The following is a 25188-nucleotide window of genomic DNA, read 5'->3' on the forward strand; positions in this document are numbered from 1 at the left end:
CATCTCACGGCCGTGCGGTTCACCGGGCATAGGTGACCGGGAGAGCACCCTTCGGCATCCCGAAAGGCTCTCGTGTCTTCTCCTCTGTCCCCCTGCCTCCAGTCCGTCATCGTCACCAGGCTCCGGGCCGCCGGTTGCGTGTTCGCCGAAGACGAGGCGGACCTGCTCATCTCCACGGCACGGACCCCCTCAGACCTCACCGCCATGGTGGACCGCCGGGTCGCCGGCCTGCCTCTCGAACACGTCCTCGGCTGGGCGGAGTTCTACGGCCTGCGGATATCCGTGGCCCCCGGAGTCTTCGTACCCCGGCGGCGCACCGAGTTCCTCATCCGCCAGGCCGTCGCCGTCCAGGACCGGCAGGCCCCCGTCCGGACGCAGGTCGTCGTCGACCTGTGCTGCGGCTCGGGCGCGGTGGGTGCCGCGCTGGTCGCCGCGCTGGAACGGGTCGAGTTGCACGCCGTCGACATCGACCCCGCCGCGGTGCGGTGCGCCCGCCGCAACGTCGCCGGCGCCGGCGGTCAGGTGTACGAAGGTGACCTCTACGCGCCGCTGCCCGGCACGCTGCGGGGGCGTGTCGACCTCCTGGTCGCCAGCGCGCCCTACGTACCCACCGAGGCGATCGGGCTGCTGCCTCCGGAGGCCCGCATCCACGAACCCCGGGTGGCACTCGACGGTGGCGAGGACGGTCTTGACGTCGTACGGCGCCTGGCCGCCGCGGCGCCGCTGTGGCTGGCGCCGGACGGCCACCTGCTGGTCGAGACGAGCGAGCGCCAGGCGCCGCGAACCGTCGAGGCCTTCACCCGCAACGGGCTGATCCCGAGAGTGGCCGGTTCCGACGAGTTGGACGCCACAGTCGTCATCGGAACCAGGCCCGCCTCCCGGTCCCCGCGCCGCTGACCCGGACGAGGCCGGTACCCGTGTCGTCCGGGTACCGGCCTCGCCGGGGTCACGGACAGCCCTGACCGGCGCTCTGCCGGGGCGTGGACCCGCGGTGCCGCAACAACACCTCGGCGAGGAGTTCGGCGAGGTGGGCCGGCCGCGCGCGGGTGCCGGACTCGATCTGGGTACGGCAGGAGAAGCCGTCGGCGAGGATCCTGGTGTCCCGGCCGGCCTCGCGTACGGCGGGCCACAGGCCCAGCTCGGCTATCCGGGTCGATATCTCGTGGTGGCCGCGTTCGAAGCCGAAGTTGCCGGCGAGGCCGCAGCAGCCGACGTCCAGTACCTCGACCTCGACCCCGACGCGTTCCAGCAGCCTGGTGTCGGCGTCGAAGCCCCAGACGGCGCGCTGGTGACAGTGCGGCTGGGCGATCGCGTGGATCCCCGTGCCCGGTGGCGGAGCGGTCGGCACCCGGTCCAGCAGCATCTCCGCCAGCGACCTGGTCTGTTCGCCCAGCAGCTTCACGTCGGGATCGCCGGAGAGCAGTTCGGGCGCGTCGGAGCGCAGGACGGCGGCGCAGCTGGGCTCCAGCGTGACGATCGGCACCCCCCGCCGCAGCCGGGGGGCCAGCGCCGCCACCGTCCGGCGCAGGACGCGCTCGGCCATGGCGAGCTGGCCGGTGGAGATCCAGGTGAGCCCGCAGCACAACGGCGTCGGCGGCACCTCGACCCGGTATCCGTATGCTTCCAGCAGGCGCACCGCCGCCTTGGCCGCGCCGGGATTGAAGTTGTCGGTGAAGGTGTCCGGCCACAGCACGATCTGGTCCCCCTCGGCCATGGGCCGGCCCCTGGACCAGTCGGTGAAGCGCTGGGCGGCGAACCTCGGCAGCTCGCGGCGCCGATCCACGCCACCGGCGAGCTTGACGATCCGGCCCAGGCCGGGTGCGTGGGTGAGCGCGTTGACCACCCCGGGCGCGGCCGAGGCGAGCCTCGCCCACAGCGGCAGCCAGCCCATCGAGTAGTGCGCGGCCGGCCGCGGCCGCCTGCGGTAGTGGTGGGAGAGGAACTCGGCCTTGTAGGTGGCCATGTCCACGTGGACCGGGCATTCGCCCCTGCATCCCTTGCAGGCCAGGCACAGGTCGAGCGCCTCGTGTACCTCCTCGGAACGCCAGCCGCCGGTGATGGTCTCGCCGCGCATCATCTCCATCAGGATGCGGGCCCGGCCGCGGGTGCTGTGCTTCTCCTCCCGGGTGACCCGGTAGCTGGGGCACATCACCCCGCCGGAGCTGGAACGGCATTTGCCGATGCCGACGCAGCGGGCGGCGGCGTGGGTGAACCGGTGGTGATCCGCCGGGTAGTCGAAGTGCGTCCTCGGCTCCTTCGGGTGGTAGTCGAGGTGATCGAGGTTCTCGTCCAGCCGGTACGGTTTGACGATCTTGCCGGGATTCATCCGCCAGGTGGGATCCCAGATCCGCTTGAGGTCGCCGAACAACCGGACGATCTCATGGCCGAACATGATCGGCAGCAGCTCGCCGCGGGACTGCCCGTCGCCGTGTTCACCGGACAGCGAACCTCCGTAGGAGGCGACGAGGTGCGCGGCCTCCTCCACGAAGCGGCGGTACTTCGCCACCCCCTCGGGATCGTCCAGATCGAACGGCGTGCGGGTGTGCACGCACCCTTGCCCGAAATGCCCGTAAAGAGAACTTCTGTGGTAGCCGAACCTGCGCAGGAGTTCCTGGAAGTCACGCAGATAGTCGCCGAGCCGGTCCGGCGGGACCGCCGCGTCCTCCCACCCTTCATGGGTGTCCGGGTTGTCCGGCGGGTAGGCGGTCACGCCCAGCCCGGCCTCACGGATCTTCCACATCCGCTCCTCATCGGCCGGATCGTCGAAGTAGGAGGTGTGCGCGCGCCCGGCGCTCTCGGCCAGCCTCCGGGCACGGTCGTCGGCCTCCTGCCGGGTGGCGCCGCCGAACCGCACCATCAGCCAGCCCGACCCCTCGGGCAGCTTGTTCAGCACGTCCTCGCCGGCGACCCGCTCCATCCTGGCCAGGTCCATCAACTCATGGTCGAGCCCTTCCAGGGCCAGCGGCCGGTGCGTCACGATCTCCGGCACCATGTCGCCGGCCGTGGCGAGGTCCGGGTAACCCAGCACCACCAGCGACTGGAACGGCGGCACCTCGAACAGCCTGATCTCCGCCCGCAGTACCGTGACCAGCGTCGACTCGCTGCCCACCAGCACCTGGGCCACGTTGAAACCCTTCTCGGGCAGCAGCGAGTCCAGGTTGTAGCCCGAGACCCGACGAGGAATGTCCGGATAGCGGGTGCGGATCAGCGCGAGATTCTCGTCGCGCAGCTCCCGCATCGCCCGGTAGATCTCCGCCCTCCGGCCGCCCTGCCCGAGGATCCGCCCGTACTCCTCGTCGGAGGTCTCGCCGACCCACATGCGCAGACCGTCGTAGGTGAGCACCTCCAGGCGGATCACCGAGTCGACCATCTTCCCGTACGCCTGCGCCGAGGCCCCGCACGAGTTGTTGCCGATCATCCCGCCAATCGTGCAGGTGTCGTGAGTGGCCGGCTTCGGGCCGACCATCAGCCGGCGGTCCGCGAGCTCGGCGTTGAGGTCGTCCAGGCAGACGCCCGGCTCGACCAGCGCCCGCTCCCCATCCACCGACAGCAACCGCGTGCAGTACTTCGACCAGTCGATCACCACGCCCTCGTTGCAGCACTGCCCGGCCAGGCTGGTGCCGCCGCCACGGGAGTGCACCGGCACCCCGTACTCGTGGCAGACGCCTATCGCCTGGACCGCGGCGTCAACGGTACGGGGCAGCACGACCACGGACGGCGTCTGCCGGTAGTTCGAGGAGTCGTGGGCGTAGGCGGCCAGCGACCCCTCGTCGCACCGCACCTCTCCGTCCACCCGCGCACTAAGATCGCGATAAAGCGACATGTTTATCCACATACCCGGCATATCGCCAAGGAAATGGCAACGCTCCGGCATGAATCAGACCTTGCCGGGAGCCGGACGCGATCAGCCGACCAGGTACGGCTCCGCGTCGGCACGGCGCAGGGTGAGGCCGTGGCCGGGGGCGTCGGGGCGTGGCCGGACGCTGCCGCCGGTCGGGTCGAGGACGCCGTCGAAGAACATCGACTCGATGCGCACGTGGTCGTGGAACCATTCCAGGTGGCGCAGGTTGAGGGTGGCCGCGGCGGCGTGCGCGTGCAGGTGCGGCGCGCAGTGGCCGGAGATCTGCAGACCGTACGAGGCCGCGACGGCGGCGACACGGAGCCATTCACTGATGCCCCCGCAGCGGGACACGTCGGCCTGCAGACAGTCCACCGCCCCCGCCTGGCACATCCGCCGGAAATACGTGAGGTCGTACCCGTACTCTCCGGCCGTGACCTCGGGCAGGACCGCGTCACGGACCTCACGCAACCCGTGCAGGTCGTCGGAGGAGACCGGCTCCTCCAACCAGCGCACGTCCAGGTCGGCCGCCTCGTCCATCACCCGAACGGCCTGCTTGACGGTGTAGGCACCGTTGGCATCGACGAACAGCCCGACCTCGTCGCCGACGACCTCCCTGGTCAGGCGCATCCGGTCCAGATCCCGGCCGGGAGCGGCGCCCCACGACTCACCGATCTTGATCTTCACCCTGGGAATCCGCCGCTCCTGGGTCCAGTGGACGAGCTGCCGGGTCAGCCGCCGGTCGTCGTAGGTGGTGAAACCGCCGCTGCCGTAGACCGGGACCTCCTCGTGCACCGCGCCGATCAGCCGGTGCAACGGCAGTTCGAGCAGGCGGGCCTTCAGATCCCACAGCGCCACGTCCACGGCGGAGATCGCGTATCCGACCGTCCCCGGCCTCCCGTCGTTACGGACGGCGCGGACCATCGCCCGCCAGGCTCCGGAGATGTCCAGCGCGGCGCGGCCGAGCAGCACCGGGGCGAGCCGATCGCCGATGACGGCAGCACAGGCGGCGGGCCCGTACGTCCAGCCGAGGCCGGTGCCCCCGGCCGCCCGCACCCGCGCCAGCACGATCGTGGTCGAATCCCACGCCAGCGTCCCGTCGGCCTCGGGTGAGTCGGTCGGGACGGTGTAGACGCTCGCCTCGACCGACTCGATCGGCGGGTCGATCACCTGCCGTCGCCGTTGTCACAGTGCGGCAGGAACTCCTGGACCTTGGTCTTGATGCCTTCCATGATGACCCCCCAGCGGTCCTCGTCGCCCCGCAGGAGCGCCTCGGCGGTGTCCTTCATCTGCTCGAAGCTGACATGCGGCGGGATCGGCGGCACGTCCGGATCGACGTGCACGTCCAGGAGCACGGGCCGGTCGGCACTCAGCGCCTGCTCCCAGGCCGGCCCGATCTGATCGGGCCGGTCGACGGTGACGGCGCCCAGGCCGAGAGAGGCGGCGAAGCCGGCGTAGTCCACGTCGGGCAGGGTCTGCGACTGCGGGAACTTGGGCGCGCCCTGCATGGCGCGCATCTCCCAGGTCACCTGGTTGAGGTCGTTGTTGTGCAGCACCGCGACGACCAGCCGTGGATCGGACCAGTCCCGCCAGTAGCGCTTGACGGTGATGAGCTCGGCCAGGCCGTTCATCTGCATCGCGCCGTCACCGGCGAACACGATCACCGGACGGTCCGGACAGCCGAACTTGGCGCCGATCCCGTACGGCACGCCCGGCCCCATGGTGGCCAGCGTGCCCGACAGCGAGCCGCGTACGTCGCCGCGGAAGCGCAGGTTACGGGCGTACCAGTTGGCGGCCGAACCGGAGTCGGCGGTGACGATCGCGTTGTCGGGCAGCCGTACGGACAGCTCGTGGAACAGGCGCATCGGGTTGATCGGCTTGGCCTCGACCATCGCCTCCATCCGCACGGTCTCCCACCACCGCTCGACATCGGACTCGATGCGCTTGCGCCAGGAGCGGTCCTGTTTGGGTTCCAGCAGCGGGATGAGCGCCCGCAGGGTGATCGCGGCGTCTCCGACCAGGTTCACCTCGTAGGGGTAGCGCATGCCGATCCGCTTGGGATCGATGTCGATCTGCACGGCCCGCGCCTGGTCGAACCCCGGCATGAACTGGGTGTAGGGGAAGCTGGAGCCGACGGTGAGCAACGTGTCGCAGCCGTTCATCATCTCGTAGCTCGGCCGGGTGCCCAGCAGCCCGATCGAGCCGGTCACATACGGCAGTTCGTCCGACAGCACGTCCTTGCCCAGCAGCGCCTTGGCCACGCCCGCCCCCAGCAGCTCGGCGACCCGCTGGAGCTCCTCACGGGCCCCGCGGGCACCCGCACCGGCCAGGATCGCGACCCTCTCACCGGCGTTCAGCAGGTCCGCGGCGTGGCGGAGCGCGGTGCCGTCGGGAGAGATCTCCGGCCAGTCGACGCCCAGGCTGGAGGGCACCATCTTGAACGCGTGGCCCGGCGCGGAGTACTCCAGCTCCTGCACGTCGGCGGGCAGGATGACCGCGGTCGGCGCCCGCTCGGCCAGTGCCACCCGAATCGCCCGGTCCAGCACATTCGGCAACTGTTCCGGCACGGTGACCATCTGCAGATAGTCGCCCGCCACGTCCTTGTACAGCGACAGCAGGTCGACCTCCTGCTGATAGGAGCCGCCCATCGCGCTGCGGTCGGTCTGGCCGACGATCGCGACCACCGGGACGTGGTCGAGCTTGGCGTCGTAGAGCCCGTTGAGCAGGTGGATCGCGCCCGGTCCCGAGGTCGCCACGCAGACACCGAGGCGTCCGGCGAACTTGGCGTAGCCGACCGCCTCGAACGCGCTCATCTCCTCGTGCCGGGCCTGGACGAACCTCGGCCGGTCACCGGCCCGTCCCCAGGCGGCGAGCAGGCCGTTGATGCCGTCGCCCGGATAGCCGAAGACCCTCTCGACCCCCCATTCTCGCAGGCGTTCCAGCACATGGTCGGCAACGGTCGTCGACGCCATCGGTCATTCCCCCCAAGGATCAGGCGACAGCCCTCCCCCAGGACGTCCCCCTTGACCTCGCCTACCCGCCGACCCGTCGCTCTACCGTTGCGTTTGACGAACCGGGGGCAAATAGAGGGGATGACAGTGTTCAAAGGCGGCATCCACTCGCTGCGCGAGTACGCGGTGATCGCCGACGGCGAACGCGCCGCGCTCATCGACCCGGACGGGGGCTGCGCGTGGATGTGCTTCCCCTCGTGGGACTCACCGGCCGTCTTCAGCACGCTGGTCGGCGGCGCGGGAGGCTACTGGGTACGGCCCGAGGACGAGTGGCGGGTGTGGGGCGGCTACTACGAGGAGCGCAGCCTGATCTGGCGGAGCCGCTGGGTGACCGGCGACGGAGTGGTGGAGTGCCGGGAGGCGCTGGGCCGTCCGGCAGACAGCGACCGGGCGATCCTGCTCCGCCGGGTCGAGGCGATCCGCGGTCCCGCACGGATCCGCGTCGAACTGAACATGAGAGCTGATTTCAGCCGTCACACGATGACCTCGCTGCGCCGCTCGGGGCAGCTGTGGACCGGACGCAGTGGCGAGGTCCGCATCCGCTGGGCGGGCGCCGCCCACGCGGAACCGGTGGACGGGGGCCTGGCCATGTGCCTGGACCTCGGACCGGGCCAGGCACACGATCTCGTTCTCGAACTGTCAGCCGGAGATCATACCGACCCGCTGGCCGCGGACGCCCTGTGGGCGGCGACCGAGAACGACTGGCGGGCAAGCGTGCCGGCCTGCGACGACACGATCGCGCCGCGGGACGCCCAGCTCGCGTACGCGGTGCTGACCGGCTTGACCAGCCGTACCGGCGGGATGGTCGCGGCGGTGACGACGTCGCTGCCGGAGCGGAGCGGCGGGCAGCGCAACTATGACTACCGGTATGCCTGGATTCGTGATCAGTGCTACGCCGGCCAGGCGGTGGCGGCCCACGGCGGCCGGCTCGAACTGCTCGACACCTCGGTGGCCTTCGTCGCCGAACGGATCCTCACCGCCCGCGAGCGGCTGAGACCCGCCTACACGGTGACCGGCCACCCGGTGCCATCGGAGGCACCGGCGCCGCTGCCCGGTTATCCCGGGGGGAACATGATCGTCGGTAACCGCGTCACCGGCCAGTTCCAGCTGGACGTCTTCGGCGAGGCGCTGTTGCTGTTCGCCGCGGCTCAGCGGGCGGATCGACTGCCTCCCGAGGCCGTCCGCGCGGCACGCACCGCCGTGGCGGCGATCGCCAAGCGCTGGCAGGAGCCGGAGGCCGGCATCTGGGAGATCGACGACCGGCGGTGGACGCACTCCCGGCTGACCTGTGTGGCCGGGCTGCGGGCCTTCTCGGCCCTCGTCCGGGACACCGCCGAGACGGCCGGATGGCTCTCGCTCGCCGAGACGATCCTGGCCGCCACCACCAAATCCAGTCTGCACGTCACGGGCCGCTGGCGGCGCGCCCCCGACGACGACCGCATCGACGCGTCCCTCCTCCTGCCACCGCTGCGCGGCGCGCTGTCCGGCGATGACCCGCGCACCGTCGCGACGTTGGCGGCGGTCCGCGACACGCTCGTCCAGGAGGGGTTCGTCTACCGCTACCGGATCGACGAACGCCCCCTCGGCCAGGCCGAGGGGGCGTTCACCCTCTGCGGTTTCCTGCTCGCCCTGGCCGAACACCAGCAGGGGAACACCGCCCGGGCACTCGGCTGCTTCGAACGGATCCGGTCCAGCTGCGGCACCACCGGCCTGTTCACCGAGGAGTACGACGTGGTCCAGCGCCGGCTCCGCGCCAACCTGCCGCAGGCGTTCGCCCACGCCATGCTGCTGGAGAGCGCGACCCGGCTGGCCCGCTGACGCTCAGCGGCGCATCCGGCGCAGCAGGCGCAGCCCGGCCAGTCCCAGTGCGGCTCCCCCCACCGCCAGCACCGCGCGATGCTCCGCCCCCCACAGCTGGTAGCTGCGCCGGTGGGAGCGGCTGTCGAAGATTCCGTGCGCACCGTAGTCCCTGCCGTCCTCGCCGTCGGCGGGCCGCCACAGGTTGGCGGGCTGGTCAGGGTCACGGTACTGATCCGTCTGCTGGGACTCAAAACCCGTCCTCGCCAGGTAGTGGTCCAGCAGCCCGGGAACGACCTTGTTGGCCAGCAGGGTGGCGACGGTGCTACCACCGACCCAGTACTCCCGGCGCTCCGGGTGATCGGCGGCGTACAGCAGCGCCCGGGCCGCGACCTCCGGCTGGTAGATGGGCGGGACCGGCTGCGCCTGCCTCGGCAGGCGTGACAGGACCCAGCCGAACTGCGGCGTGTTCACCGCGGGCATGTGCACGATCGTGACCCGCACCCCGCTGCCGTGGTGCAACAGTTCCGTGCGCAGCGACTCATGAAACCCCTGGATGGCATGTTTCGCCCCACAGTAGGCGGACTGTAGGGGAATGCCGCGTTTGGCCAGTGCCGATCCGGTCTGCACGATCACGCCGCGGTCACGCGGCAGCATCAGGTCCAGCGCCACCCTCGTACCGTGGACGACCCCCAGATAGGTCACCTCCGTGACCCGTTTGAACTCCTCCGGCTCGATGTCGACGAACTCGGCGAACACCGAGCTGAACGCCACGTTCACCCACACGTCGACCGGGCCGAGCTCCCTTTCCGCGCGCCGCCCCGCCTCCCGGACCGCGCCGTAGTCGGCCACGTCCGTCGGGAGCACGAGCGCCTGGCCGCCGGCCGCCGTCACATCCTCCGCCGCCCCCCGCAACCCGGCCTCCCCCCGTGCCAGCAGGGCCACTTTCGCCCCCTGGGCACCGAAGGCCCGCGCGGTCGCACGGCCGATTCCCCCACTGGCCCCCGTGACCACCACCACGCGTCCGGCCATCGCCAGAACCTCCTTTGACAGTCGGGCACAGGGCCCGTATCCCCGGCTCCCGCTCGCGTGCCCCGGCGACACCGAGCCGGCCCCGCCGGCCGTCGCCGACCTCTGCGGCTGCCTGCACCAGGCATTCCCCTCACCGGCTTGGCCACGCCTGCAGGTGGTGTTCGACACCTCGGGCGCCCTGTCCGCGTCGACGGCCGCGGCGCGTGCCACACCGCCGCGCCGTCCGGTCAGTCCAGAACCTCACGCTCTCCGCACGAGACGAAAAAAGGCCGGACGACCCGCGCGGATGCCCCGACCCGCCCCGCCTCAGCCCGCCGAGACCCGAAGGACAATCTTGCCTCGCACGTGCCCGCTCCGGCTCAGCCGGAAGGCCTCGGCGGCCTCCGACAGATCCAGCACCGTCGCGATCTCCGGGACGACCAGACCGTTCTCGATCATCTGTCGCAGCTCGTCGAGGTCCGCCGTGCTCGGCCTGGCGAACACGAAGACGCCGCCGTGCTCCAGCACGCCGTCGTTGGTCAGCGAGACGACCCGCCCCCGCGCGTCCTCGCGCAGCAGGTCGAGGGAGGAGACCAGTGCCTCGCCGCCGTACATGTCCACGATCGCGCTGACTCCGGCCGGCGCGAGCGCCCGGACCCGCTCGCCGAGCCCGGGGCCGTAGGTGACGGGCTCGGCTCCGAGGCCCCGCAGGTAGTCGTGGTTGCGGGCCGAGGCGGTGCCGATGACACGCGCTCCCAGGGCGGCGGCGATCTGTACGGCGAACGACCCGACACCGCCCGCCGCGGCCTGCACCAGCACGGTGTCACCGGCCCCCACCCGCAGCGCGTGGACGAGCGACTGGTAGGCGGTGAGGCCGGCGATGGGGACGGCCGCCGCCTGCTCCCAGCTCAGATTGACCGGCTTGCGGGCGATGGTGCGTACCGGCGCGGCCACCCGCTCGGCGTAGGTTCCCCTCCCGATGGAATCCTCGCGCACGTACCCGATCACCTCGTCCCCCACCGCGAAGCCGGTGACCGTCGGGCCGACCTTCGCGATCACCCCTGCGACGTCCCAGCCAGGGACAACGGGAAAATGCACGTCGAAACGGCTGTCCAGATGCCCGGCGGCTATCTGCCAGTCGACCGGGTTGACCGACACCGTCCTGACGTCGACGAGAACGGACTCCGGGCCGAGTTTCGGCTCGGGGACCTCCCCCATCTCCAGGACCTCCGGCCCCCCGTAGCGCCGGTAAACGACCGCCTTCATCAGATCCTCCAATTTGGAAACCCCGCCTTCGGGCGGGAAGGGAGATGGGGAGTCTCCTCCCTCGGGAAGGGGAGGATGCCGGCTTCCCGCCTTTCGATGATGAATCGATGCCGTCTTCGGGATACCGAGAGCCGCGGCTCAGGCGCTCACGCCGACGCCTCGACGCCGACGTTCCCGTCACGGGGCTCGGAGCTGAGCGACACGGTGACGATCTCGGGCCCGTACTCCTGACGGCCGACCAGCCGGGAGCCGACCAGCCTGCAGGCCAGCTCGACGAAGCGGTCCTGCAGCTGGGCGACCGACAGTCGGCCGTCGGGGCGGTACCAGAAGGCGACCCCGTTGCACATCTCTAGCAGCGCCAGCCTGGCCACCCGCAGGTCGGTGATCTGGAACTCCCCTGTGCGTACCCCCCGTTCCAGCACGCGCTGGAACATGGACTCGTAGTCGTCACGCATGGCGACGATCTCCGCGTGGTTGTTCCCGGTCAGTGCCCGCACCTCGCGGTCGGTGACCTGGCAGGTGAGCGGGTTGACCGCCTCCGTCGCGACCTGGGCGAGCACCAGCCTGGCGAGCTGGACGGCCGGGTCCGCGCTGGGCTCCAGGGCCTCGCGCCCGGCGCGCAGCAGCTCGCCCAGGCCCGCGCGCATGATCCCGGCCAGCAGCTCTTCCTTGCCGCCCGCGTAGTGGTACAGCGTGGCCGAGTTCAGCCCGGCCGCGCGGCCGATCTCGCGGATGCCCGTGGCCGCGAAGCCCCGTTCCGCGAAGAGCCCCACCGCGGCCCGCTGGATCTGATCGAGGTTTGACACGACGTCTCTCAATCGAACGATTGATTAGACATCGCACCCTAGCAGGGCATGCCGAAGACGGCCTGACGGCCCGCGGCGAGATGATGTGATCCCGCTCCGGCGCCGCCGAGATCCTTGAGACGACCGTGGAAACCATCGAACCAAATCAGTGATAGTAACCCTCGACCGGGACGCGCGCCTCCTCGAACAGGGCGGGACCCTCCTGGCGGGCGCCGGTGCCGGCCACCTCCGGCTTGAGGCTCGCGAGCTGTTCGGCGGAGAGCGCGAACACCACTCGGCCAAGGCCGGACCGTTCGATCGCGCCCGTGCACATGGGGCAGGGCTGGCAGCTCGTGTACATGGTCGTGGCGGCCGCGGCGGCGGGGTCGAGCTCGCGGGCCGCCCACCTGGCCAGCTTGAGCTCGGGGTGGGCGGTGACGTCGGCGTCGCTGAGAACCGTGTTGCGGTCCTCGGCGAGCACGGTGCCGTCCGGGCCCACCAGCAGTGACCCGAACGGCGGGTCACCGGCCGCCCGCGCCTCGGCGGCGAGCTCGATGGCCCTGCGCAGCAGGTGTTCGTCGTCGTGCGTCATGGTCACCTCGTTCCTGAGTGATGCGTACCCGGAGACCAGCGGGCGGCCACGGTGGCGAGCGCCTGCCACGCCACCCGCGGATGGAGCGTCTCGTCCGGGTCGCCGTTGAACGGATCGAGCACGACGGTGTCGGAGCCCAGCAGGCGCAGCTGTTCAAGGTCGTCGAGCACCTGGTCGATCGTGCCCTCCCCGGCGAGCCGCCCGGGGTCGGTGATCGGTGCCTCGGTGAGCCGCAGGGCGATCCGGGGGGTCAGGGCAGGCACCGGCCGTCCGGACTCCTCGGCGATGGTCTTCAACCGCCCCAGCGCCTCGCGCAGCCAGGGCAGGGTGACCCGCAGTGGATGCCACGCCTCGCCGAGGTGTACCGCCCGGCGCAGGCCGGCGTCGCTGTTGCCGCCGACCCAGATCGGTATCCGCCCGGCACGGTAGTCCTTGTCATCGTCCCAGGCGGCGCGGATCGCCCGGAGGTGATCGTCGGTCAGCGCCCCGCGCCGCTGGAACGGGACTCCGAGCGCGTCGAACTCCTGCCGCGCCCAGCCGACGCCCACGCCGAGGACGAGCCGTCCCCCGCTGAGCTGGTTGAGGTTGGCGGCCATGCGGGCGACGAGCAGCGGGTGCCGGTACGGCACGATGAGCACCGTGGTCCCGAGCCTGACCCTGCCGGTGACGCCGGCCAGCCAGGCGAGGGTGGTGAAGGGTTCGTAGAACGGCGCCGGGTACTGTTCGGCGACGTCGGGTGTTATCGCGATGTGGTCGGAGACCATGAGCAGGTCGAAACCCAGGCCCTCCACCGTCTGCGCCCAGTCGCGCAGCACGCCGGGGTCGGTGCCTGGACCAAAATTCGGGACATTAACGCCTATTTGCACCAGTTCAGGCTATCCAGCTGTTGTTTTCCGGCGGAAGAGAGTTTCCCCGGCGTAACAGGCGATATGCCGTGAATATGCCGCTACCTTTACCAGATGACCGAGAGCCTCGATGCCACCGACTGGTCGATCCTGGCCGAGGTCCAGCGCGACGGCCGCATCCCGCTGACCGAGCTGGGGCGGCGGGTGAACCTCAGCGCCTCCGCCACGACCGAGCGGATCAGGCGCCTGGAGGCGGCGGGCGTCATCACCGGCTACCACGCCCACGTCGACCTGGCGAAGGTCGGCTTCGCCGTGCTCGCCGTGGTACGCCTGAAGTATCCGGGCAGTCGGCACCAGCCCCTGCACCGGCTGCTCGACGAGCGCCCCGAGATCCTGGAGTGCCTGCGGACCACCGGCGACGACTGCTACGTGCTGAAGATGGCCGCGACCTCCATGGCCCACCTCGAACAGCTCGTCGACGAACTGGCCCAGTTCGGCAGCACCACCACCAACCTCGTCTACAGCCAGACCCTGCCCTACCGAGGCCCCCAGGGCCCCTGACCCGCCGGCGGTGGCGACATAAGATCATTCGCGGCGCCGTCCGGGCTGCGACATACGGACCGTTTCCCCGTGAGGGGACCGCCTCATGCCACGACGGGTCGGATCTCCGGCGCCCTGCCCCGGATCGACTCGGCGGTCGAGTCGTCGGGGGCCGTATGCGCTCCAGCGCGACAATGTGAACCTCGTCACCAGCGGGATCGACTCGATCACCGCCGACGCCGTCGTCGACAACGACGGCGTCGAGCATTCCGTCGACGTCATCGTCTTCGCGACCGGATTCGACACCAACCAGACCCTTCCCGGCTGGGAAGTCCACGGGCGAGAGGGCAGAGAACTACACGACTACTGGGCCGGGGAGCCCTGCGGCTACTACGGCATCTCCGTCCCCGATTTCCCCAATTTCTTCATGATCATGGGTCCCAACACGGGTGGGGTCACCAATGGGAGCATCTCGGTCTTCGCGGAGGCCGGAATCCGTTACGTTCTTGAGGCGTTGCGACAACTCCTCACCACTGGTCGTCGCACCATCGAACCGACTCAAGAGGCGTTCGACGCCTTCAACCGCATCATCGACGAGAAGAACCGCCAGATGGCCTGGGGGGTGAGCTGGGTGAACAACTGGTACCAGAGCGAGTCGGGTCGCGTCTCGCTCATCTGGCCGCTGAGCGTTCCCGAATACTGGCGCGAAACCCGACGGCCGAACCCCGGCGACCATCGGTACGACGCATGAGTCCGTCGTTCGGCCGCCAATCTGCGTATCCACCTGAAGGACCGCGGCGCTAGACGATCTATTCCAAGGGGTTCAGTGGTTCGCGTGTCGAGCGTGGATACCGCTCACCCACGGTCAGGCGCTGGCCGGTGCTGCGGATGCCAGTCGTGCTGCTGGTGGTAGCGGTGCGTGGTGAGGGCAGGCTTCGAACGCCTGGATCGCCAGCCCTGCGAAGCGTCGGGAGGCCATGACCTGGGTGGCGGTAGATGTGGCGTGGATCCCCTTGTTGGCCATGAGTACGAGAATGAGGTCGTCCAGGACGAAGTCGGGCCTCAGGTGCCCTGCGTCCTTGGCTCGCTGGGCCAGTCCGGCGACTGTTTTCACCGTGTACTCGCGTCCCGCGACATCCGGCGCCCCCGGGAGCGTTGACAGGAAGGCTTCGGTGAAGCCCCGATCGCGTGCGTGCAGCTCACAGATCTTCTCGATCACCAGGCACAGGCCACGCCACGGATCAGGATCCGCGCACCCCTCGTCGACAATGGCGCGACATGCGTGCAACTGGTCCGCGAAGGCTTCGGCGACCAGCATCTGCTTGGTCGGGAAGTGACGGTACAAGGTGGCAGGTCCCACCCCGGCGCGCCTCGCGATCTCCCGCATCGGCACATCCAGGCCGTCGGCGGAGAACAGCGCTCGGGCCGCGTCGAGGATGCGTTCGCGGTTGTCCAGCGCGTCGGAACGCAGCGTATGAGGCAAATGGTCGGTCACCACTCTCACTTTACCTAAGCGGACGGGGGCGTCCGTTACCGTTCGAGACGTAGAAGCTCGCCGAGATCATCGGGGCGCGCAGCACCGGGACCGATCCTCGGCCGCGGTGTGAAGCCCCTTACCGCCGGGCGGCGATCGGTGGCGGGTATGGAGCAGGATCGTGCTTGAGCGGTCCAAGAAGGTGGAGACGACATTGAAGGCAATCGCGATTCAGACGTACGGAGGTCCTGAAGGTCTGGCTGTTGTCGACCTGCCGGTACCCACACCTGCTGCCAGGCAGGTGCTGATCGCCACCGAGGCGGTGGGCGTCGGTGGTGTCGACACCGTGATCCGAAGCGGGGCTTTGGCCGCCTACGGATTCAAGGAGGGCTTCATCCCGGGCAGCGAGGTGGCGGGCACCGTGACCACGGTCGGTGACGGCGTCGACGCGTCGTGGATCGGCCGGCGGGTGTGGGCCTTCACCGGCACCGGCGGAGGCTATGTCGAACAGGCCGTCGCGCCGGTCGAGCAGATCCTTCCCCTGCCCAGTAGCCTGTCCGCCGTCGACGCGGTGACGCTCGGCAGTTCCGGTGCGGTGGCCCACTTCGGGCTTCGCCACGCCCATTTCGCTCCCGGGGAGACGGTCCTGGTGCGTGGCGCGGCCGGCAGCATCGGGATCATGGCAGTGCAGCTCGCGGCTCGCGGTGGCGGTGCCGCGGTGGCGGTCACGACATCGTCGGCCGAGCGCGGCGAGCGGCTGCGCCGTCTCGGCGCGACCCACGTGCTGGACCGCTCCGGCGACGGAGGGGAAGAGGCTCCAGCGGGCTATGACGTCATCATCGACATTGTGGCCGGCAAGGACATGCCGTCGTTCTTCGACAGGCTCAACCCGAACGGTCGCATGGTGGCCGTGGGTGCTGTCGCAGGTCAGCCGCCTGCGGACTTCGGCACGAAGATCATGGCGGCGTTCCAGAAGTCGATGTCCTTCGCCACTTTCAGCGCAGCCACCGTCACCCAAGCCGACCTGCGTGCCGTGCGCAGCGAGCAGTTCGCCGCAGCCAGTCGCGGCGAGATCGAAACAGTGGTGCACGACCTGCTGCCACTGGACAAAGCCGTGCTGGCGCACCAGAAGATGGACGCGGGCGAGGTCTTCGGCAGGATCGTGCTGACACCGTAGTCGAAGGTATCCACGCCGGGATTGCCACGATCCCCTGCGCAGTCGAGGCGAGGGAGTCCAATGTCGGTGCGTGAAGACAGAGTTGGACTCCCTCACGACCGCGCTCTACGTAAAGACCGATGATCTGCTGAAGGGTTCGCCGCAGTTCGGGCCATGGCGGCCGGCCGTGGGCATTGCGCCGCAGCTCAGCGATGCCGAGCTGGTGACCCTGGCGATGATGCAGGCCATGCTCGGCTTCACCTCCGAGGCGCGGTGGCTGCGGCACGCTCATGCCCACCTGCGGTACCTGTTCCCCTACCTACCCAAGCAGCCCGGCTACAACAAGCGCCTGCGCAAGTCCGCAGACCTCGTACGCCACGTGATCCGCATACTGGCCCGGGACACCACGCTGTGGAGCGACGACGTATGGGTCGCGGACTCCACGCCGGTTGAGTGCGGCCATTCCCGTGAGACCGTCAAGCGCTCCGACCTGGCCGGATGGGCCCAGTACGGGTACTGCGCCAGTCACACACGTTACTTCTGGGGACTACGGCTGCACCTGGTCTGCACACTGCACGGCCTGCCCGTCGCCTTCGCACTGACCGGAGCCAAGGCCAACGAACGCGAGACCCTGCTGGACCTGCTCGACGCCGAGTCCCAGCTCACCACAGAGCGCCCTGGCCAGACGCTGATCGGCGATAAGAACTACTTCGGCCACGAGTTCGAACAACGGCTGGCCGAGCTGGGTGTCCGGCTGCTGCGGCCGGCACGCAAAGGCGAGGCCGAGCGGTCCGGGTCGCAGCTGTTCAAGCCGCTGCGACAGGTCATCGAATCGATCAACGAAACCTTCAAGGGCCAACTCGACCTCGAACGGCACCGCGGCCGCGCTCCTGGCGGAGTGGCCGTCCGCGTCCTGCAACGCATCCTCACCCTCACTGCCGCAATCTGGAACAACGACCACACCGACCAGCCAGTCCTGCGCGCCCTGACCGCCTACGACCACTGAACCCCTTGGAATCGATCATCTAGTCTCCGGCGACGAGTTTCGCGGCGACGGTCAGCGCGACCGCGCTCCGTTCCTCCTCGGGCACCTCCATGTCGAGCAGGAAGGGAACGCTGCCCATGATGAGTGCGATCACCGCCAGTCGGGCCTCGAACTGCCGGACCAGCCCGTCCTCCGGCGCGCTCAACACCGAGATCATCGTCATCATGCGCCGCTGCATCTGCTCACCGGCCGGCAGCTCGGACATGACGGCCTGATTGACCTGGGCGAACCGGATGAGCGGCCGCCAGTGATCGTTGAGGAGAGCCGCGATCCTGCGCAGGATCTCCCCTCTGGCCTCCTCGGTGTGCGGCTGGGCGCGAGCCCACTCCACGAGTTCGTCGATCGAGCCGTTCAGGTCGTCGATGACGCTGGTGAGGATGTCCTCCTTGGCCTTGAAGTGGTAATAGAGCGCGGGTCTTGTGATCTCCAGCCGCTCCGCCACCTCCCGCAGCGAGGTCTTGTCGTATCCCTGCTCGGCGAACAGCTCCAGCGCGACCTGCTGGATCCGTTCCTTGGTGTCGCTGCGTCGGGCATTCATCGCCGGTCCGCCACTCCTCTTCGCGCCATGCCTTGACGGCCGCTCCGGATTTACTTACTTTCATGTAAGTAAGCAAACTCGGACCTGGCCTGTGAGGAGAAGATTATGGCTCAGGGTTTCCCCTTACCTCGTAACTGCCCGTTCGCGCCCCCGCCCGAGTACGAACGCCTCCGCGAGGAGGCACCACTGGTCGGGGCGGAGCTTCCCGGCGGGCGGGTCTGGCTGGTCACCCGGCACGCCGAGGCCCAGCAGGTGCTCTCCGACCCCAGGATCAGCACCGACCCCGCCACACCCGGCCACCCGATGTCCGCCCTGTCGGCGAAGCCACCCTCGGCCGAGGAACGAGAGGCGGGCGCACGGTTTCGCGCGGGACAGTTCATCGACATGGATCCCCCCGAACACGACGTTCACCGGCGGATGCTGATCCCCGAGTTCAGCGTCCGGCGCGTCAGGGAGATGCGCCCTGACATCCAGCACGTCACCGACCGGCTCATCGACGACATGCTCGAACAGGGCTCCTCCGCCGACCTGGTCGAGGCGTTCGGGCTCGCCGTCCCCTCAATGGTGATCTGCCGGCTTCTCGGCGTACCGTACTCCGAACACGACTTCTTCCAGTCCAGGACCCGCCGGATGGTCGGCGCCGCCGGCAGATCCCAGCGGGATGCCATGGCCGCGGCCATGGAGATCTGGGACTACCTCGACGGCCTCGTCACCGAGGCCGGGCGCAACCCCGGCGACGACCTCATCGGACGGCTCGTGACCACCCGGCAAGCGACCGGAGAACTCTCCCACGACGCACTGGTCGGCATGACGTTCCTGCTGCTCCTGGCCGGGCACGAGACCACAGCCAACATGATCTCGCTGGGCGTCCTCACGCTGCTGCGCCATCCCGCCCGGCTCGCCGAGCTACGTGCCGCTCCCGACGGCTGGGCACCGGCCGTGGAGGAGCTGCTGCGTTACCACTCCATCGTCGACTGGGTGGCCTTCGACCGGGTCGCGACCGAGGACATGGAGATCGGCGGCCAGAACGTGCGCCGGGGAGAGGGCATCTTCGTGCTCGGAGCCTCGGCCAACCGGGACCCCCGGGCCTTCGAACGTCCCGACGAGCTCGACCTGCGGCGTGGCGCCCGTAACCACGTGGCGTTCGGGTACGGCGTGCACCAGTGCCTCGGGCAGAACCTCGCCCGTGCCGAACTGGAGATCGCCTACCGCACGCTCTTCGAGCGGATTCCCGGTCTGCGCGTCGTGGGCGACGACGACGAACTGCCGTTCAAGTACGACGGCGTGATCTTCGGCCTGCACGCGCTCCCGGTGGCCTGGTGACCATGAGAATCATCGCTGACCGCCTGCGCTGTGTCGGCGCCGGGCAGTGCTCGCTCGTCCTGCCGGAGATCTTCGACTCCGACGACGAGGGACTCGTCGTCGTGATCGGCGAGGTCACCGAGGCCGACGCCGACGGCCTCCGCCACGCGGTGCGGATCTGCCCGGTCGGAGCTCTCAGCCTCCGGCCTGACTCCTCTCCCGCCCCGGGAACGCCCCAGGCCGCCGGGCGTTGACCGGCCAAGGGCCGGTCAGTCGGTGTCGTGGGAGACCAGCAGGCTCAGCACCTTCCCCCGCGGGCCGAGCGCACCGACCGCGAGCTCCTGGTCCGTCCAGTACGGCGTGCGCCTGGTGATCCCGAACGCCAGCCACCGCCACCGGGCCGCCAGCTCGTTGACCCGGTGGACGGACGCGTCGGCGGGGGCGCGCACCAGACCGGCGACCGACCGCCACGTCGCCAGCCTGCCGTACCCGCCGCGAAGCCCAAAGGAGTGAGCGGCGTCGCAGTAGGCGGAGGTGAACAGCTCGCCCACCACCGCCCCCAGGCTGCCTCGCTGCCCGTTCAACCCGGTCTCCGCCACGAAGGCGTCCGGCAGGAACGCGTTCACCCCCAGCGGCACCAGCTCCTCAAAACCGACAGCCCCGGGAAGTTCGAAGATCTTGGCCCATCCCGGTGAACTCCAGTGCTCCACCGCCGCGGTGATGAGCCGCTCCTCCTGCCGGGTGCTCACGATCGTGGGCTCCCCACCGGGAACCCGTGCGAGCGTGCGACCGTCCCCGAGGATCCGTGCGACCTCCGGATGCTCGGGGACGTGGTGCTCACGCCGGGGAAGCCAGCCCGACTGGAAGTAGGGCGCGCGGATCCAGCGCTCCCCCCTGCCGAGCCTCAGTGGCAGCCCCGCGAGAGGATGCCCCAGCTCGCGCAGGGCGGCGGCGCACCGCACCGCCGCCGGCACCCGGGTCAGGTTGACCCGGCGCACCACCAGCTCCTGCGCCAGGCAGGCGATCAGCTCCGCCCAGGTGTCCGGTTCGGCGGGCGCACACCCGAACAGCGGCAGCAGGTGGTGGACCCGCCGGGACTCGGCCAGCAGCGCGGCCAGGTCGCGGACCTCCCGAAGCCGCCGCTCACCGGTGTAGTGATCGCGTACCAGCTCGGCCAGCGACCCGGTGTCGCCGGGAACGCGCGACATGATCGGCCCATGTGGCCCGTCAACGAGCCCGTGCGAGATCACGAGGGCTCCTCCGGCGGCCTCGCCCGCATGCTCGCTCCTCCTCGTGTTGAAAACCCGTCCTTTGCCAATCGGACACCATTACACTACGTAGTCACATGGTGACCGAAACGGTGGCGTCCCGTATGTCGGCCATCACGGAAGTCAGGAGACGGTCGACACGGGGACCCGAACGATCATGCCGGTGACGGCGGAGTTGAGCAAGGCGACCTCGGCGGAATCCTCCGGAAGAGCGGCGGCCCGGGCCGACCCCGGACCGCGGACCCCACGTCACGGTCTCCGCGGACAGCAGGCGTGCGGTGATCGGCATCTCACGCCACGAACACGAGGAGTGAAGATGAACGACATCTCCGCCCCCCTGGGCGAGCACGGCGGCCCCGCAAGGGCGTTCCGCGTCCGCGCGCTGCCGGCGGTCGGCGCGATCGTCGGCATGGCCCTGCTGGCGACGGGCACCCCCGCCTTCGCGGCTTCGGCCGCCGCCTACGGGACCGGGGCACGCACGGTCGCCGCGCAGGCCGGCACACAGGCCGGCACGGTCAGCCGGGTACCCGCCGGTGACGATGTGTACCGAGACTGGTTCTCAAGCCACTCCAACTGCGTGGCGGCCGGCCAGGGGGGAATCGACCGAGGCCACTGGGAGCACTACACCTGCTCCGAGGGCGACTGGTTCTGGCACCTGTGGACCAACCGCTGAGCGGCAGACAGCGGCGCGTCCGAGCCCGGTCGGTGATCGCGGGTCCGTGCGCCGCGCGTGCGGGTTCTCACCGAGCCGACCCCTTTACAGTGTAGATCAAGAAGCGGTGAAATCCCCGCTCCTCACCGCGGGCACGGTGAGGAGCGGGGATTCTACTCGCCGGAACCCCGGCGGCGAGTGGACGCCGTGCGGACACGGGCCCGGTTGTGTGCAATGGCCCCATGGCTGCTGTACCGATATGGACCGACCTGCTGCAGACCCGATCCGCGCTCTGCCTGGGACTCGCCCCCTCCCCCAAGTGGCTGGAGGCGTGGCGGATGCCCGACGACGTGGGCGGGGCCCGGCGAATGTGCGCGACGGCGCTGGAGGCCGCGGGCGAGCAGGTGGCCGTCTACCGGATCCAGGTGCCGTTCTTCACCCGATTCGGCACCGCGGGCACCGCCCTGCTGCGTGACGTCGTCGACGGCGTGCACGAGCGGGGCTCGCTGGCGGTGCTGGACGCGAAGGTGTGCGATGCTGACGACACGATGGACTCCTATGCCGACCTCTACCTGGGGCCCGGCAGCGTGCTGCGCGGGGACGCGGTGACGGCGAACCCGTTCATGGGCTTCGGCTCCCTCGGCCCGCTGCTGCGCCGGGCCCGGGACAGTGGAACCCTGGTCATGGTGCTCGTACGCACCTCCAACCACGCGGCCGGCGGGGTGCAGTGCGCCATGACCGGCTCGCGCACCGTCGCCCAGCGCACCGCCGACGAGGTGCGGGAGTGGAACGACGAGCACGGCGTGGCGGCGGCGGCCGTGGTCGGAGCCGCTCCCGAGGAAGCCCGCGACCTGGTGGCCCGCATGCCGTCCGCGGTCGTGGAACTGCCTGGCCTGGGCCGGGCCGGACGCGACACCCGCGACCTCGTCGCCGTCGCCGCCCGCGCGCCGGGGCGGGCCGTGCTGCCGGTCACCACCGGGGTGCTGCGGCACGGCCCTGACGTCGCCGCGCTGGAGGCGAGCATCGCGACCTGGCGGAAGGAGATCGGCGCGGGGGTCCCGGCATGCTGATCGAACTGCGGCCCGGCACCTCCGCCGAGGTCGCCGAGCAGGTGGCGGCGCGGGCCGGGGCGCACGAGAACGTCACCGCCTGGCCGGTGCGCCTGGCCGGAAGGGTGTTCGTCGTGGTGAGCGGCGACGAATCCCTGGCCCACGTACCCGCCTCGCCCGCCGTGCTGGCCCGCCGCCCCACCCCCGACGGCCACTGGCTGGTACGGCGCGACAGCGGCGTGGCCCCGCGCGAGGTGACGATCGGCGGCCCACCGCCGTCCGGCCCGCCGGGGGCTCCCCGGGAGGTCGGAGTGGTCGGGGGGCCGAGGCTGTGGTGGGCGGCGGGACCGTGCGCGCTGGAGTCGACCGAGGACGCGGTCGAGACGGCCCTGGCGGTCAGAGCGCAGGGGGCGCACGCGCTGCGGGCCGGGCTGTCCAAGACGCGCAGCAGTCCCTACCACTTTCCCGGCAGAGGCCTGCGAGGCCTGGAGGCGTTGGCGGAGATCCGGCGGACGGCGGCCATCCCGGTGATCACCGAGGTCTGTGACCCGCGCGAGGTGGCGGCCGTCGCCGAGGTGGCCGACTGCCTGCAGGTGGACGGTCGGCAGCTGGACAACCGGCCGCTCCTGGCCGAGCTGGGTGCCCAGCGGCGCCCTGTGCTGCTGATGCGGGGGCCACGGGCGAGCCTGGACGACTGGCTGCGGGCCGCGGAGTTCGTCTTCACCCGGGGTAACAGTGCCGTGGTGCTCTGCGCGGGCGCCACCGGGACACCGCAGCAGCCCGGCTTCGGGGCGATCACCGCGCTGCGCGCCCGTACCGAGCTGCCCGTGATCTTCGACCCCAGCCACAGCACCCGCTCGGCCGCGCTGGTGGCCCCGGCCGCGCTGGCGGCCTCGGCGTACGGCGCGGACGGGCTGCTCATCGAGTCGTGTACGAAGCCCGAGCGGCTGTATCGCCCCGGCGACGCGGCTCACATGCTCCCCCCCGAATCCCTGGCGGACCTGGTCGCCACCTGCGAGCGGGTCCGGGACTCCGCACGAACCCTGGAGGTCTCGTGGTGACCGCTCGCCTGACCACCGCGAGCTGGCTGGTACCGCTGCGGCGGCCGGAACGGCCGCGCGTCCGGCTGGTCTGCGTGCCCAACGCGGGAGGCGGCGCCACCACGTTTCGCGGCTGGGCCGACCTGTCGGCCGACGACGTGGAACTGTGGGCGGTGCGCTCTCCCGGCCGGGAGACCCGCATCGGGGAGAAGCCGCCGCACCGGCTGTCGATGATCGTCGATCCGGTGATCGACGAACTGTCGCGCCTGGCCCCGCTGCCGTTCGCGCTGTTCGGGCACAGCATGGGCGCGCTGGTGTCGTTCACCACGGCGCGGCGGCTGCGCTCGCGCGGGCTGCCGGGCCCCAGGCGGCTGTTCGTCTCCGGCTGGAACGCCCCCCAGATCCGCGACGGCATGCCACGGCTCGGGCGGCTCTGCGACGAGGACCTGATGCGGGTGCTGCACCGGCTGGACGGCATCCCCCCGGAGGTGATCGGCAACGCGGAGCTGATGAGCCTCGTCATGCCGGTGCTCCGTGCCGACCTGGACGTGGCGGAGTCCTACGTCCACCAGGACGAGCCGCCGCTGGCCTGCCCGATCTCGGTGTTCGGCGGGATCGGGGACCCGACGACGACGGCCGCCGGGCTGGGCGCGTGGAGCGCGCAGACGGGGTCGGCGTTCCGGCTCCGGTTGCTGCCTGGCGGGCACTTCTTCATCCACACCCAGCGCCGGTCGGTGCTGGGTGTGATCCGGGAGGACCTCGGCGCCTGCCGGTGAGCGAAGGTCACGAACCGAACCGGCCGCGGGGCCCGTGTGGCGGACTCAGCGTTTCCTGCCGGTGAGCCTGCCCATGGACAGGGTGGCCTCGGCGCCGTAGAAGCGGCCGACCCGCTCGGCCTCCCGCTCCAGCTCCTCGCTCCGGCCGGAATCGAGTTCGACGAACGACTCGACCTTGATCTCGACCTTGCCGCCCTTCTCTTTGCGCTCCCACATGCCGGACACGACCCCGTCGACGAGCATGATCTGGTGGGCGACCGCGCCCTCGTATCTGCCCCGGCCGTGCTCGAAGACGCGTCCGGCGGTGTCCTTGGGCACGACGACCTCCTTGGGACCGCTGCCCAGGACGTACGCCTCGTACTGCGGCAGCAGTCGCAGGCAGCTCGCCGGTGACGGCCAGCGGCTCTCGTCGTCGGCGAGGACGTACGCCCTGCGGCCCTCGACCTCGACCTGGACGATCTCGTCGCCGAGCGACTCCAGCGCCTCGCGCGCCTCAGGCGGCCTGAGCGCGAACCAGCGGGCCAGGTCCTGGTGGGTGGCGGGACCGTAGGCGCGCAGGTAGCGGCGGATGATCTCCATCGCCGACTCCTCGGGGTCGGGCTGTTCGCCGAGCTCGACCTTCAGTCCCGCCCACCGGTCGGGCCTGACGTAGGTGACCTTGGCCCCCCGTACCGGCCCGAAGCAGAGCACGCCGAGGTAGGCCACCGGACGCAGCAGCTCGCCCCAGTTGGAGGTGAGCTTGTCCTTGGCCCAGGCGCCGACCCGGCCCGACACCTCCCCGGCCAGTTCCTCGCGGGTCAGGCACTCGCCGTCCAGTGCCTCGCGGACCGCGTCGACGAACGACTCGCCCTGTTTCGCTGTCAGCCCGTGGTGGGCGTGCCAGCTGCCCTTGGCACGCCAGTAGGGCTTCCAGCGCATGGCCGCCAGCCACAGGGCCAGCTCGTCGGCGGCGTGCACGTGCAGGGTGCCGCGCAGGCTGTACGTCTTGACGAGGCGCTTGTCGTCGTACAGTTCCGCGCGGACCTGCTCTCGGGTGGCGTCCCTCACCCGTGACCCGATGGCCAGCTCGGCCGCGGCGGCGACCTGTGCCTGCACCCCGCACACGTCACGCACGGGTTTCCGCAGGTCGCCGGAGACGGGTTTCGCGAGATGGTGGCGGGCCAGCCGCCGCGCGTGGACCTGATCCCAGGTGAGCGAATTCAT

The 25188-nt window shown here is 70.3% G+C and carries 24 protein-coding genes; 12 read left to right on the forward strand and 12 right to left on the reverse strand.

The window, feature by feature from the left end:
- Positions 1-72: 72 nt before the first annotated feature.
- Entirely contained in the window at positions 73-897 is an 825-nt protein-coding gene (locus IG98_RS0120695) for a putative protein N(5)-glutamine methyltransferase (RefSeq protein WP_037970841.1), read from the forward strand.
- A 49-nt stretch (positions 898-946) separates the two neighbouring features.
- Here the strand turns inward: IG98_RS0120695 and IG98_RS0120700 are convergent, their stop codons facing one another.
- The 3 genes from IG98_RS0120700 to IG98_RS0120710 form a co-directional block, all read right to left on the reverse strand.
- On the reverse strand, positions 947-3793 hold the full coding sequence (locus IG98_RS0120700; protein WP_245651644.1) for an FAD-binding and (Fe-S)-binding domain-containing protein: 2847 nt from the start codon (positions 3791-3793) through the stop codon (positions 947-949).
- 111 nt (positions 3794-3904) lie between these two features.
- Complete coding sequence (locus IG98_RS0120705) at positions 3905-5008, reverse strand: enolase C-terminal domain-like protein (protein ID WP_030914351.1); 1104 nt, start codon at positions 5006-5008, stop codon at positions 3905-3907.
- Positions 5005-6810 carry a thiamine pyrophosphate-requiring protein gene (locus IG98_RS0120710; protein ID WP_030914353.1) on the reverse strand — a complete coding sequence of 602 codons (1806 nt, stop codon included), beginning with the start codon at positions 6808-6810 and terminating at the stop codon, positions 5005-5007. The genes IG98_RS0120705 and IG98_RS0120710 overlap by 4 nt, the downstream gene beginning before the upstream one ends.
- Before the next feature lie 120 nt (positions 6811-6930).
- Here IG98_RS0120710 and IG98_RS0120715 point away from each other — a divergent pair, with 120 nt between their 5' ends.
- Positions 6931-8667 carry a glycoside hydrolase family 15 protein gene (locus IG98_RS0120715; RefSeq protein WP_030914357.1) on the forward strand — a complete coding sequence of 579 codons (1737 nt, stop codon included), beginning with the start codon at positions 6931-6933 and terminating at the stop codon, positions 8665-8667.
- 3 nt (positions 8668-8670) lie between these two features.
- Here the strand turns inward: IG98_RS0120715 and IG98_RS0120720 are convergent, their stop codons facing one another.
- From IG98_RS0120720 to IG98_RS0120740, 5 genes are all read right to left on the reverse strand, one after another.
- A complete protein-coding gene (locus IG98_RS0120720; protein ID WP_030914360.1) occupies positions 8671-9678 on the reverse strand; it encodes an SDR family oxidoreductase in 1008 nt (335 codons plus the stop codon).
- 306 nt (positions 9679-9984) lie between these two features.
- The gene (locus IG98_RS0120725; RefSeq protein ID WP_030914363.1) at positions 9985-10923 is read right to left on the reverse strand and encodes an NADP-dependent oxidoreductase; all 939 of its coding nucleotides are present in this window, start codon (positions 10921-10923) and stop codon (positions 9985-9987) included.
- 146 nt (positions 10924-11069) lie between these two features.
- Positions 11070-11729 carry a TetR/AcrR family transcriptional regulator gene (locus IG98_RS0120730; protein ID WP_030914367.1) on the reverse strand — a complete coding sequence of 220 codons (660 nt, stop codon included), beginning with the start codon at positions 11727-11729 and terminating at the stop codon, positions 11070-11072.
- Between the two features lie 145 nt (positions 11730-11874).
- The gene (locus tag IG98_RS0120735; protein ID WP_030914369.1) at positions 11875-12300 is read right to left on the reverse strand and encodes a nucleoside deaminase; all 426 of its coding nucleotides are present in this window, start codon (positions 12298-12300) and stop codon (positions 11875-11877) included.
- 2 nt (positions 12301-12302) lie between these two features.
- On the reverse strand, positions 12303-13166 hold the full coding sequence (locus IG98_RS0120740) for an LLM class flavin-dependent oxidoreductase (RefSeq protein ID WP_030914372.1): 864 nt from the start codon (positions 13164-13166) through the stop codon (positions 12303-12305).
- A 93-nt stretch (positions 13167-13259) separates the two neighbouring features.
- Here IG98_RS0120740 and IG98_RS0120745 point away from each other — a divergent pair, with 93 nt between their 5' ends.
- Both IG98_RS0120745 and IG98_RS0120750 read left to right on the forward strand, forming a co-directional pair.
- A complete protein-coding gene (locus IG98_RS0120745) occupies positions 13260-13706 on the forward strand; it encodes an Lrp/AsnC family transcriptional regulator (protein WP_030914375.1) in 447 nt (148 codons plus the stop codon).
- A 175-nt stretch (positions 13707-13881) separates the two neighbouring features.
- Positions 13882-14436 (forward strand): NAD(P)/FAD-dependent oxidoreductase, encoded by a 555-nt coding sequence (locus IG98_RS0120750; protein WP_030914378.1) that lies wholly within the window; start codon positions 13882-13884, stop codon positions 14434-14436.
- 114 nt (positions 14437-14550) lie between these two features.
- Here IG98_RS0120750 and IG98_RS0120755 read toward each other — a convergent pair whose 3' ends face one another.
- Complete coding sequence (locus IG98_RS0120755; RefSeq protein WP_030914380.1) at positions 14551-15180, reverse strand: TetR/AcrR family transcriptional regulator; 630 nt, start codon at positions 15178-15180, stop codon at positions 14551-14553.
- 160 nt (positions 15181-15340) lie between these two features.
- On the opposite strand from IG98_RS0120755, the gene IG98_RS0120760 reads away from it, so the two are divergent.
- Together IG98_RS0120760 and IG98_RS0120765 are read left to right on the forward strand one after the other, a co-directional pair.
- Entirely contained in the window at positions 15341-16336 is a 996-nt protein-coding gene (locus tag IG98_RS0120760) for a zinc-dependent alcohol dehydrogenase family protein (protein WP_245651645.1), read from the forward strand.
- 70 nt (positions 16337-16406) lie between these two features.
- The gene (locus tag IG98_RS0120765; protein ID WP_030914389.1) at positions 16407-17321 is read left to right on the forward strand and encodes an IS982 family transposase; all 915 of its coding nucleotides are present in this window, start codon (positions 16407-16409) and stop codon (positions 17319-17321) included.
- 19 nt (positions 17322-17340) lie between these two features.
- On the opposite strand, the gene IG98_RS0120770 is transcribed toward IG98_RS0120765, so the two are convergent.
- Positions 17341-17898, reverse strand: a complete 558-nt coding sequence (locus tag IG98_RS0120770) for a TetR/AcrR family transcriptional regulator (protein ID WP_030914392.1) — start codon at positions 17896-17898, stop codon at positions 17341-17343.
- A 105-nt stretch (positions 17899-18003) separates the two neighbouring features.
- Here IG98_RS0120770 and IG98_RS0120775 point away from each other — a divergent pair, with 105 nt between their 5' ends.
- Together IG98_RS0120775 and IG98_RS45085 are read left to right on the forward strand one after the other, a co-directional pair.
- Positions 18004-19221: a cytochrome P450 gene (locus tag IG98_RS0120775; protein WP_030914395.1), complete on the forward strand. Its 1218-nt coding sequence runs from the start codon at positions 18004-18006 to the stop codon at positions 19219-19221.
- 2 nt (positions 19222-19223) lie between these two features.
- Positions 19224-19454, forward strand: coding sequence for a ferredoxin (locus IG98_RS45085; protein ID WP_037970878.1), 231 nt, complete (start codon positions 19224-19226; stop codon positions 19452-19454).
- A gap of 15 nt (positions 19455-19469) precedes the next feature.
- Here IG98_RS45085 and IG98_RS0120785 read toward each other — a convergent pair whose 3' ends face one another.
- On the reverse strand, positions 19470-20450 hold the full coding sequence (locus IG98_RS0120785; RefSeq protein ID WP_030914400.1) for a DUF6183 family protein: 981 nt from the start codon (positions 20448-20450) through the stop codon (positions 19470-19472).
- Between the two features lie 334 nt (positions 20451-20784).
- On the opposite strand from IG98_RS0120785, the gene IG98_RS0120790 reads away from it, so the two are divergent.
- From IG98_RS0120790 to IG98_RS0120810, 4 genes are all read left to right on the forward strand, one after another.
- The gene (locus tag IG98_RS0120790) at positions 20785-21141 is read left to right on the forward strand and encodes a hypothetical protein (RefSeq protein WP_051752536.1); all 357 of its coding nucleotides are present in this window, start codon (positions 20785-20787) and stop codon (positions 21139-21141) included.
- Between the two features lie 221 nt (positions 21142-21362).
- Positions 21363-22190, forward strand: coding sequence for an orotidine-5'-phosphate decarboxylase (pyrF, locus tag IG98_RS0120795; RefSeq protein WP_051752537.1), 828 nt, complete (start codon positions 21363-21365; stop codon positions 22188-22190).
- On the forward strand, positions 22184-23230 hold the full coding sequence (locus tag IG98_RS45090) for a hypothetical protein (protein ID WP_051752540.1): 1047 nt from the start codon (positions 22184-22186) through the stop codon (positions 23228-23230). Before pyrF ends, IG98_RS45090 begins: the two co-directional genes overlap by 7 nt.
- Positions 23227-23985, forward strand: a complete 759-nt coding sequence (locus IG98_RS0120810; protein WP_030914410.1) for a thioesterase II family protein — start codon at positions 23227-23229, stop codon at positions 23983-23985. The genes IG98_RS45090 and IG98_RS0120810 overlap by 4 nt, the downstream gene beginning before the upstream one ends.
- Positions 23986-24030: 45 nt before the next feature.
- Here IG98_RS0120810 and IG98_RS0120815 read toward each other — a convergent pair whose 3' ends face one another.
- The gene (locus tag IG98_RS0120815) at positions 24031-25188 is read right to left on the reverse strand and encodes a winged helix DNA-binding domain-containing protein (RefSeq protein WP_030914413.1); all 1158 of its coding nucleotides are present in this window, start codon (positions 25186-25188) and stop codon (positions 24031-24033) included.

Origin of the sequence: Streptosporangium amethystogenes (assembly GCF_000721075.1) — a bacterium.
In the GTDB taxonomy this organism is placed as follows: domain Bacteria; phylum Actinomycetota; class Actinomycetes; order Streptosporangiales; family Streptosporangiaceae; genus Streptosporangium; species Streptosporangium amethystogenes.

Coding starts and splice junctions, on each gene's coding strand:
- IG98_RS0120710 (WP_030914353.1), bottom strand. CDS start 6,810: ATGGCGTCGACGACCGTTGCCGACCATGTGCTGGAACGCCTGCGAGAA.
- IG98_RS0120715 (WP_030914357.1), top strand. CDS start 6,931: ATGACAGTGTTCAAAGGCGGCATCCACTCGCTGCGCGAGTACGCGGTG.
- IG98_RS0120720 (WP_030914360.1), bottom strand. CDS start 9,678: ATGGCCGGACGCGTGGTGGTGGTCACGGGGGCCAGTGGGGGAATCGGC.
- IG98_RS0120725 (WP_030914363.1), bottom strand. CDS start 10,923: ATGAAGGCGGTCGTTTACCGGCGCTACGGGGGGCCGGAGGTCCTGGAG.
- IG98_RS0120735 (WP_030914369.1), bottom strand. CDS start 12,300: ATGACGCACGACGACGAACACCTGCTGCGCAGGGCCATCGAGCTCGCC.
- IG98_RS0120745 (WP_030914375.1), top strand. CDS start 13,260: ATGACCGAGAGCCTCGATGCCACCGACTGGTCGATCCTGGCCGAGGTC.
- IG98_RS0120770 (WP_030914392.1), bottom strand. CDS start 17,898: ATGAATGCCCGACGCAGCGACACCAAGGAACGGATCCAGCAGGTCGCG.
- IG98_RS0120775 (WP_030914395.1), top strand. CDS start 18,004: ATGGCTCAGGGTTTCCCCTTACCTCGTAACTGCCCGTTCGCGCCCCCG.
- IG98_RS45085 (WP_037970878.1), top strand. CDS start 19,224: ATGAGAATCATCGCTGACCGCCTGCGCTGTGTCGGCGCCGGGCAGTGC.
- IG98_RS0120790 (WP_051752536.1), top strand. CDS start 20,785: ATGAACGACATCTCCGCCCCCCTGGGCGAGCACGGCGGCCCCGCAAGG.
- pyrF (WP_051752537.1), top strand. CDS start 21,363: ATGGCTGCTGTACCGATATGGACCGACCTGCTGCAGACCCGATCCGCG.
- IG98_RS45090 (WP_051752540.1), top strand. CDS start 22,184: ATGCTGATCGAACTGCGGCCCGGCACCTCCGCCGAGGTCGCCGAGCAG.
- IG98_RS0120815 (WP_030914413.1), bottom strand. CDS start 25,188: ATGAATTCGCTCACCTGGGATCAGGTCCACGCGCGGCGGCTGGCCCGC.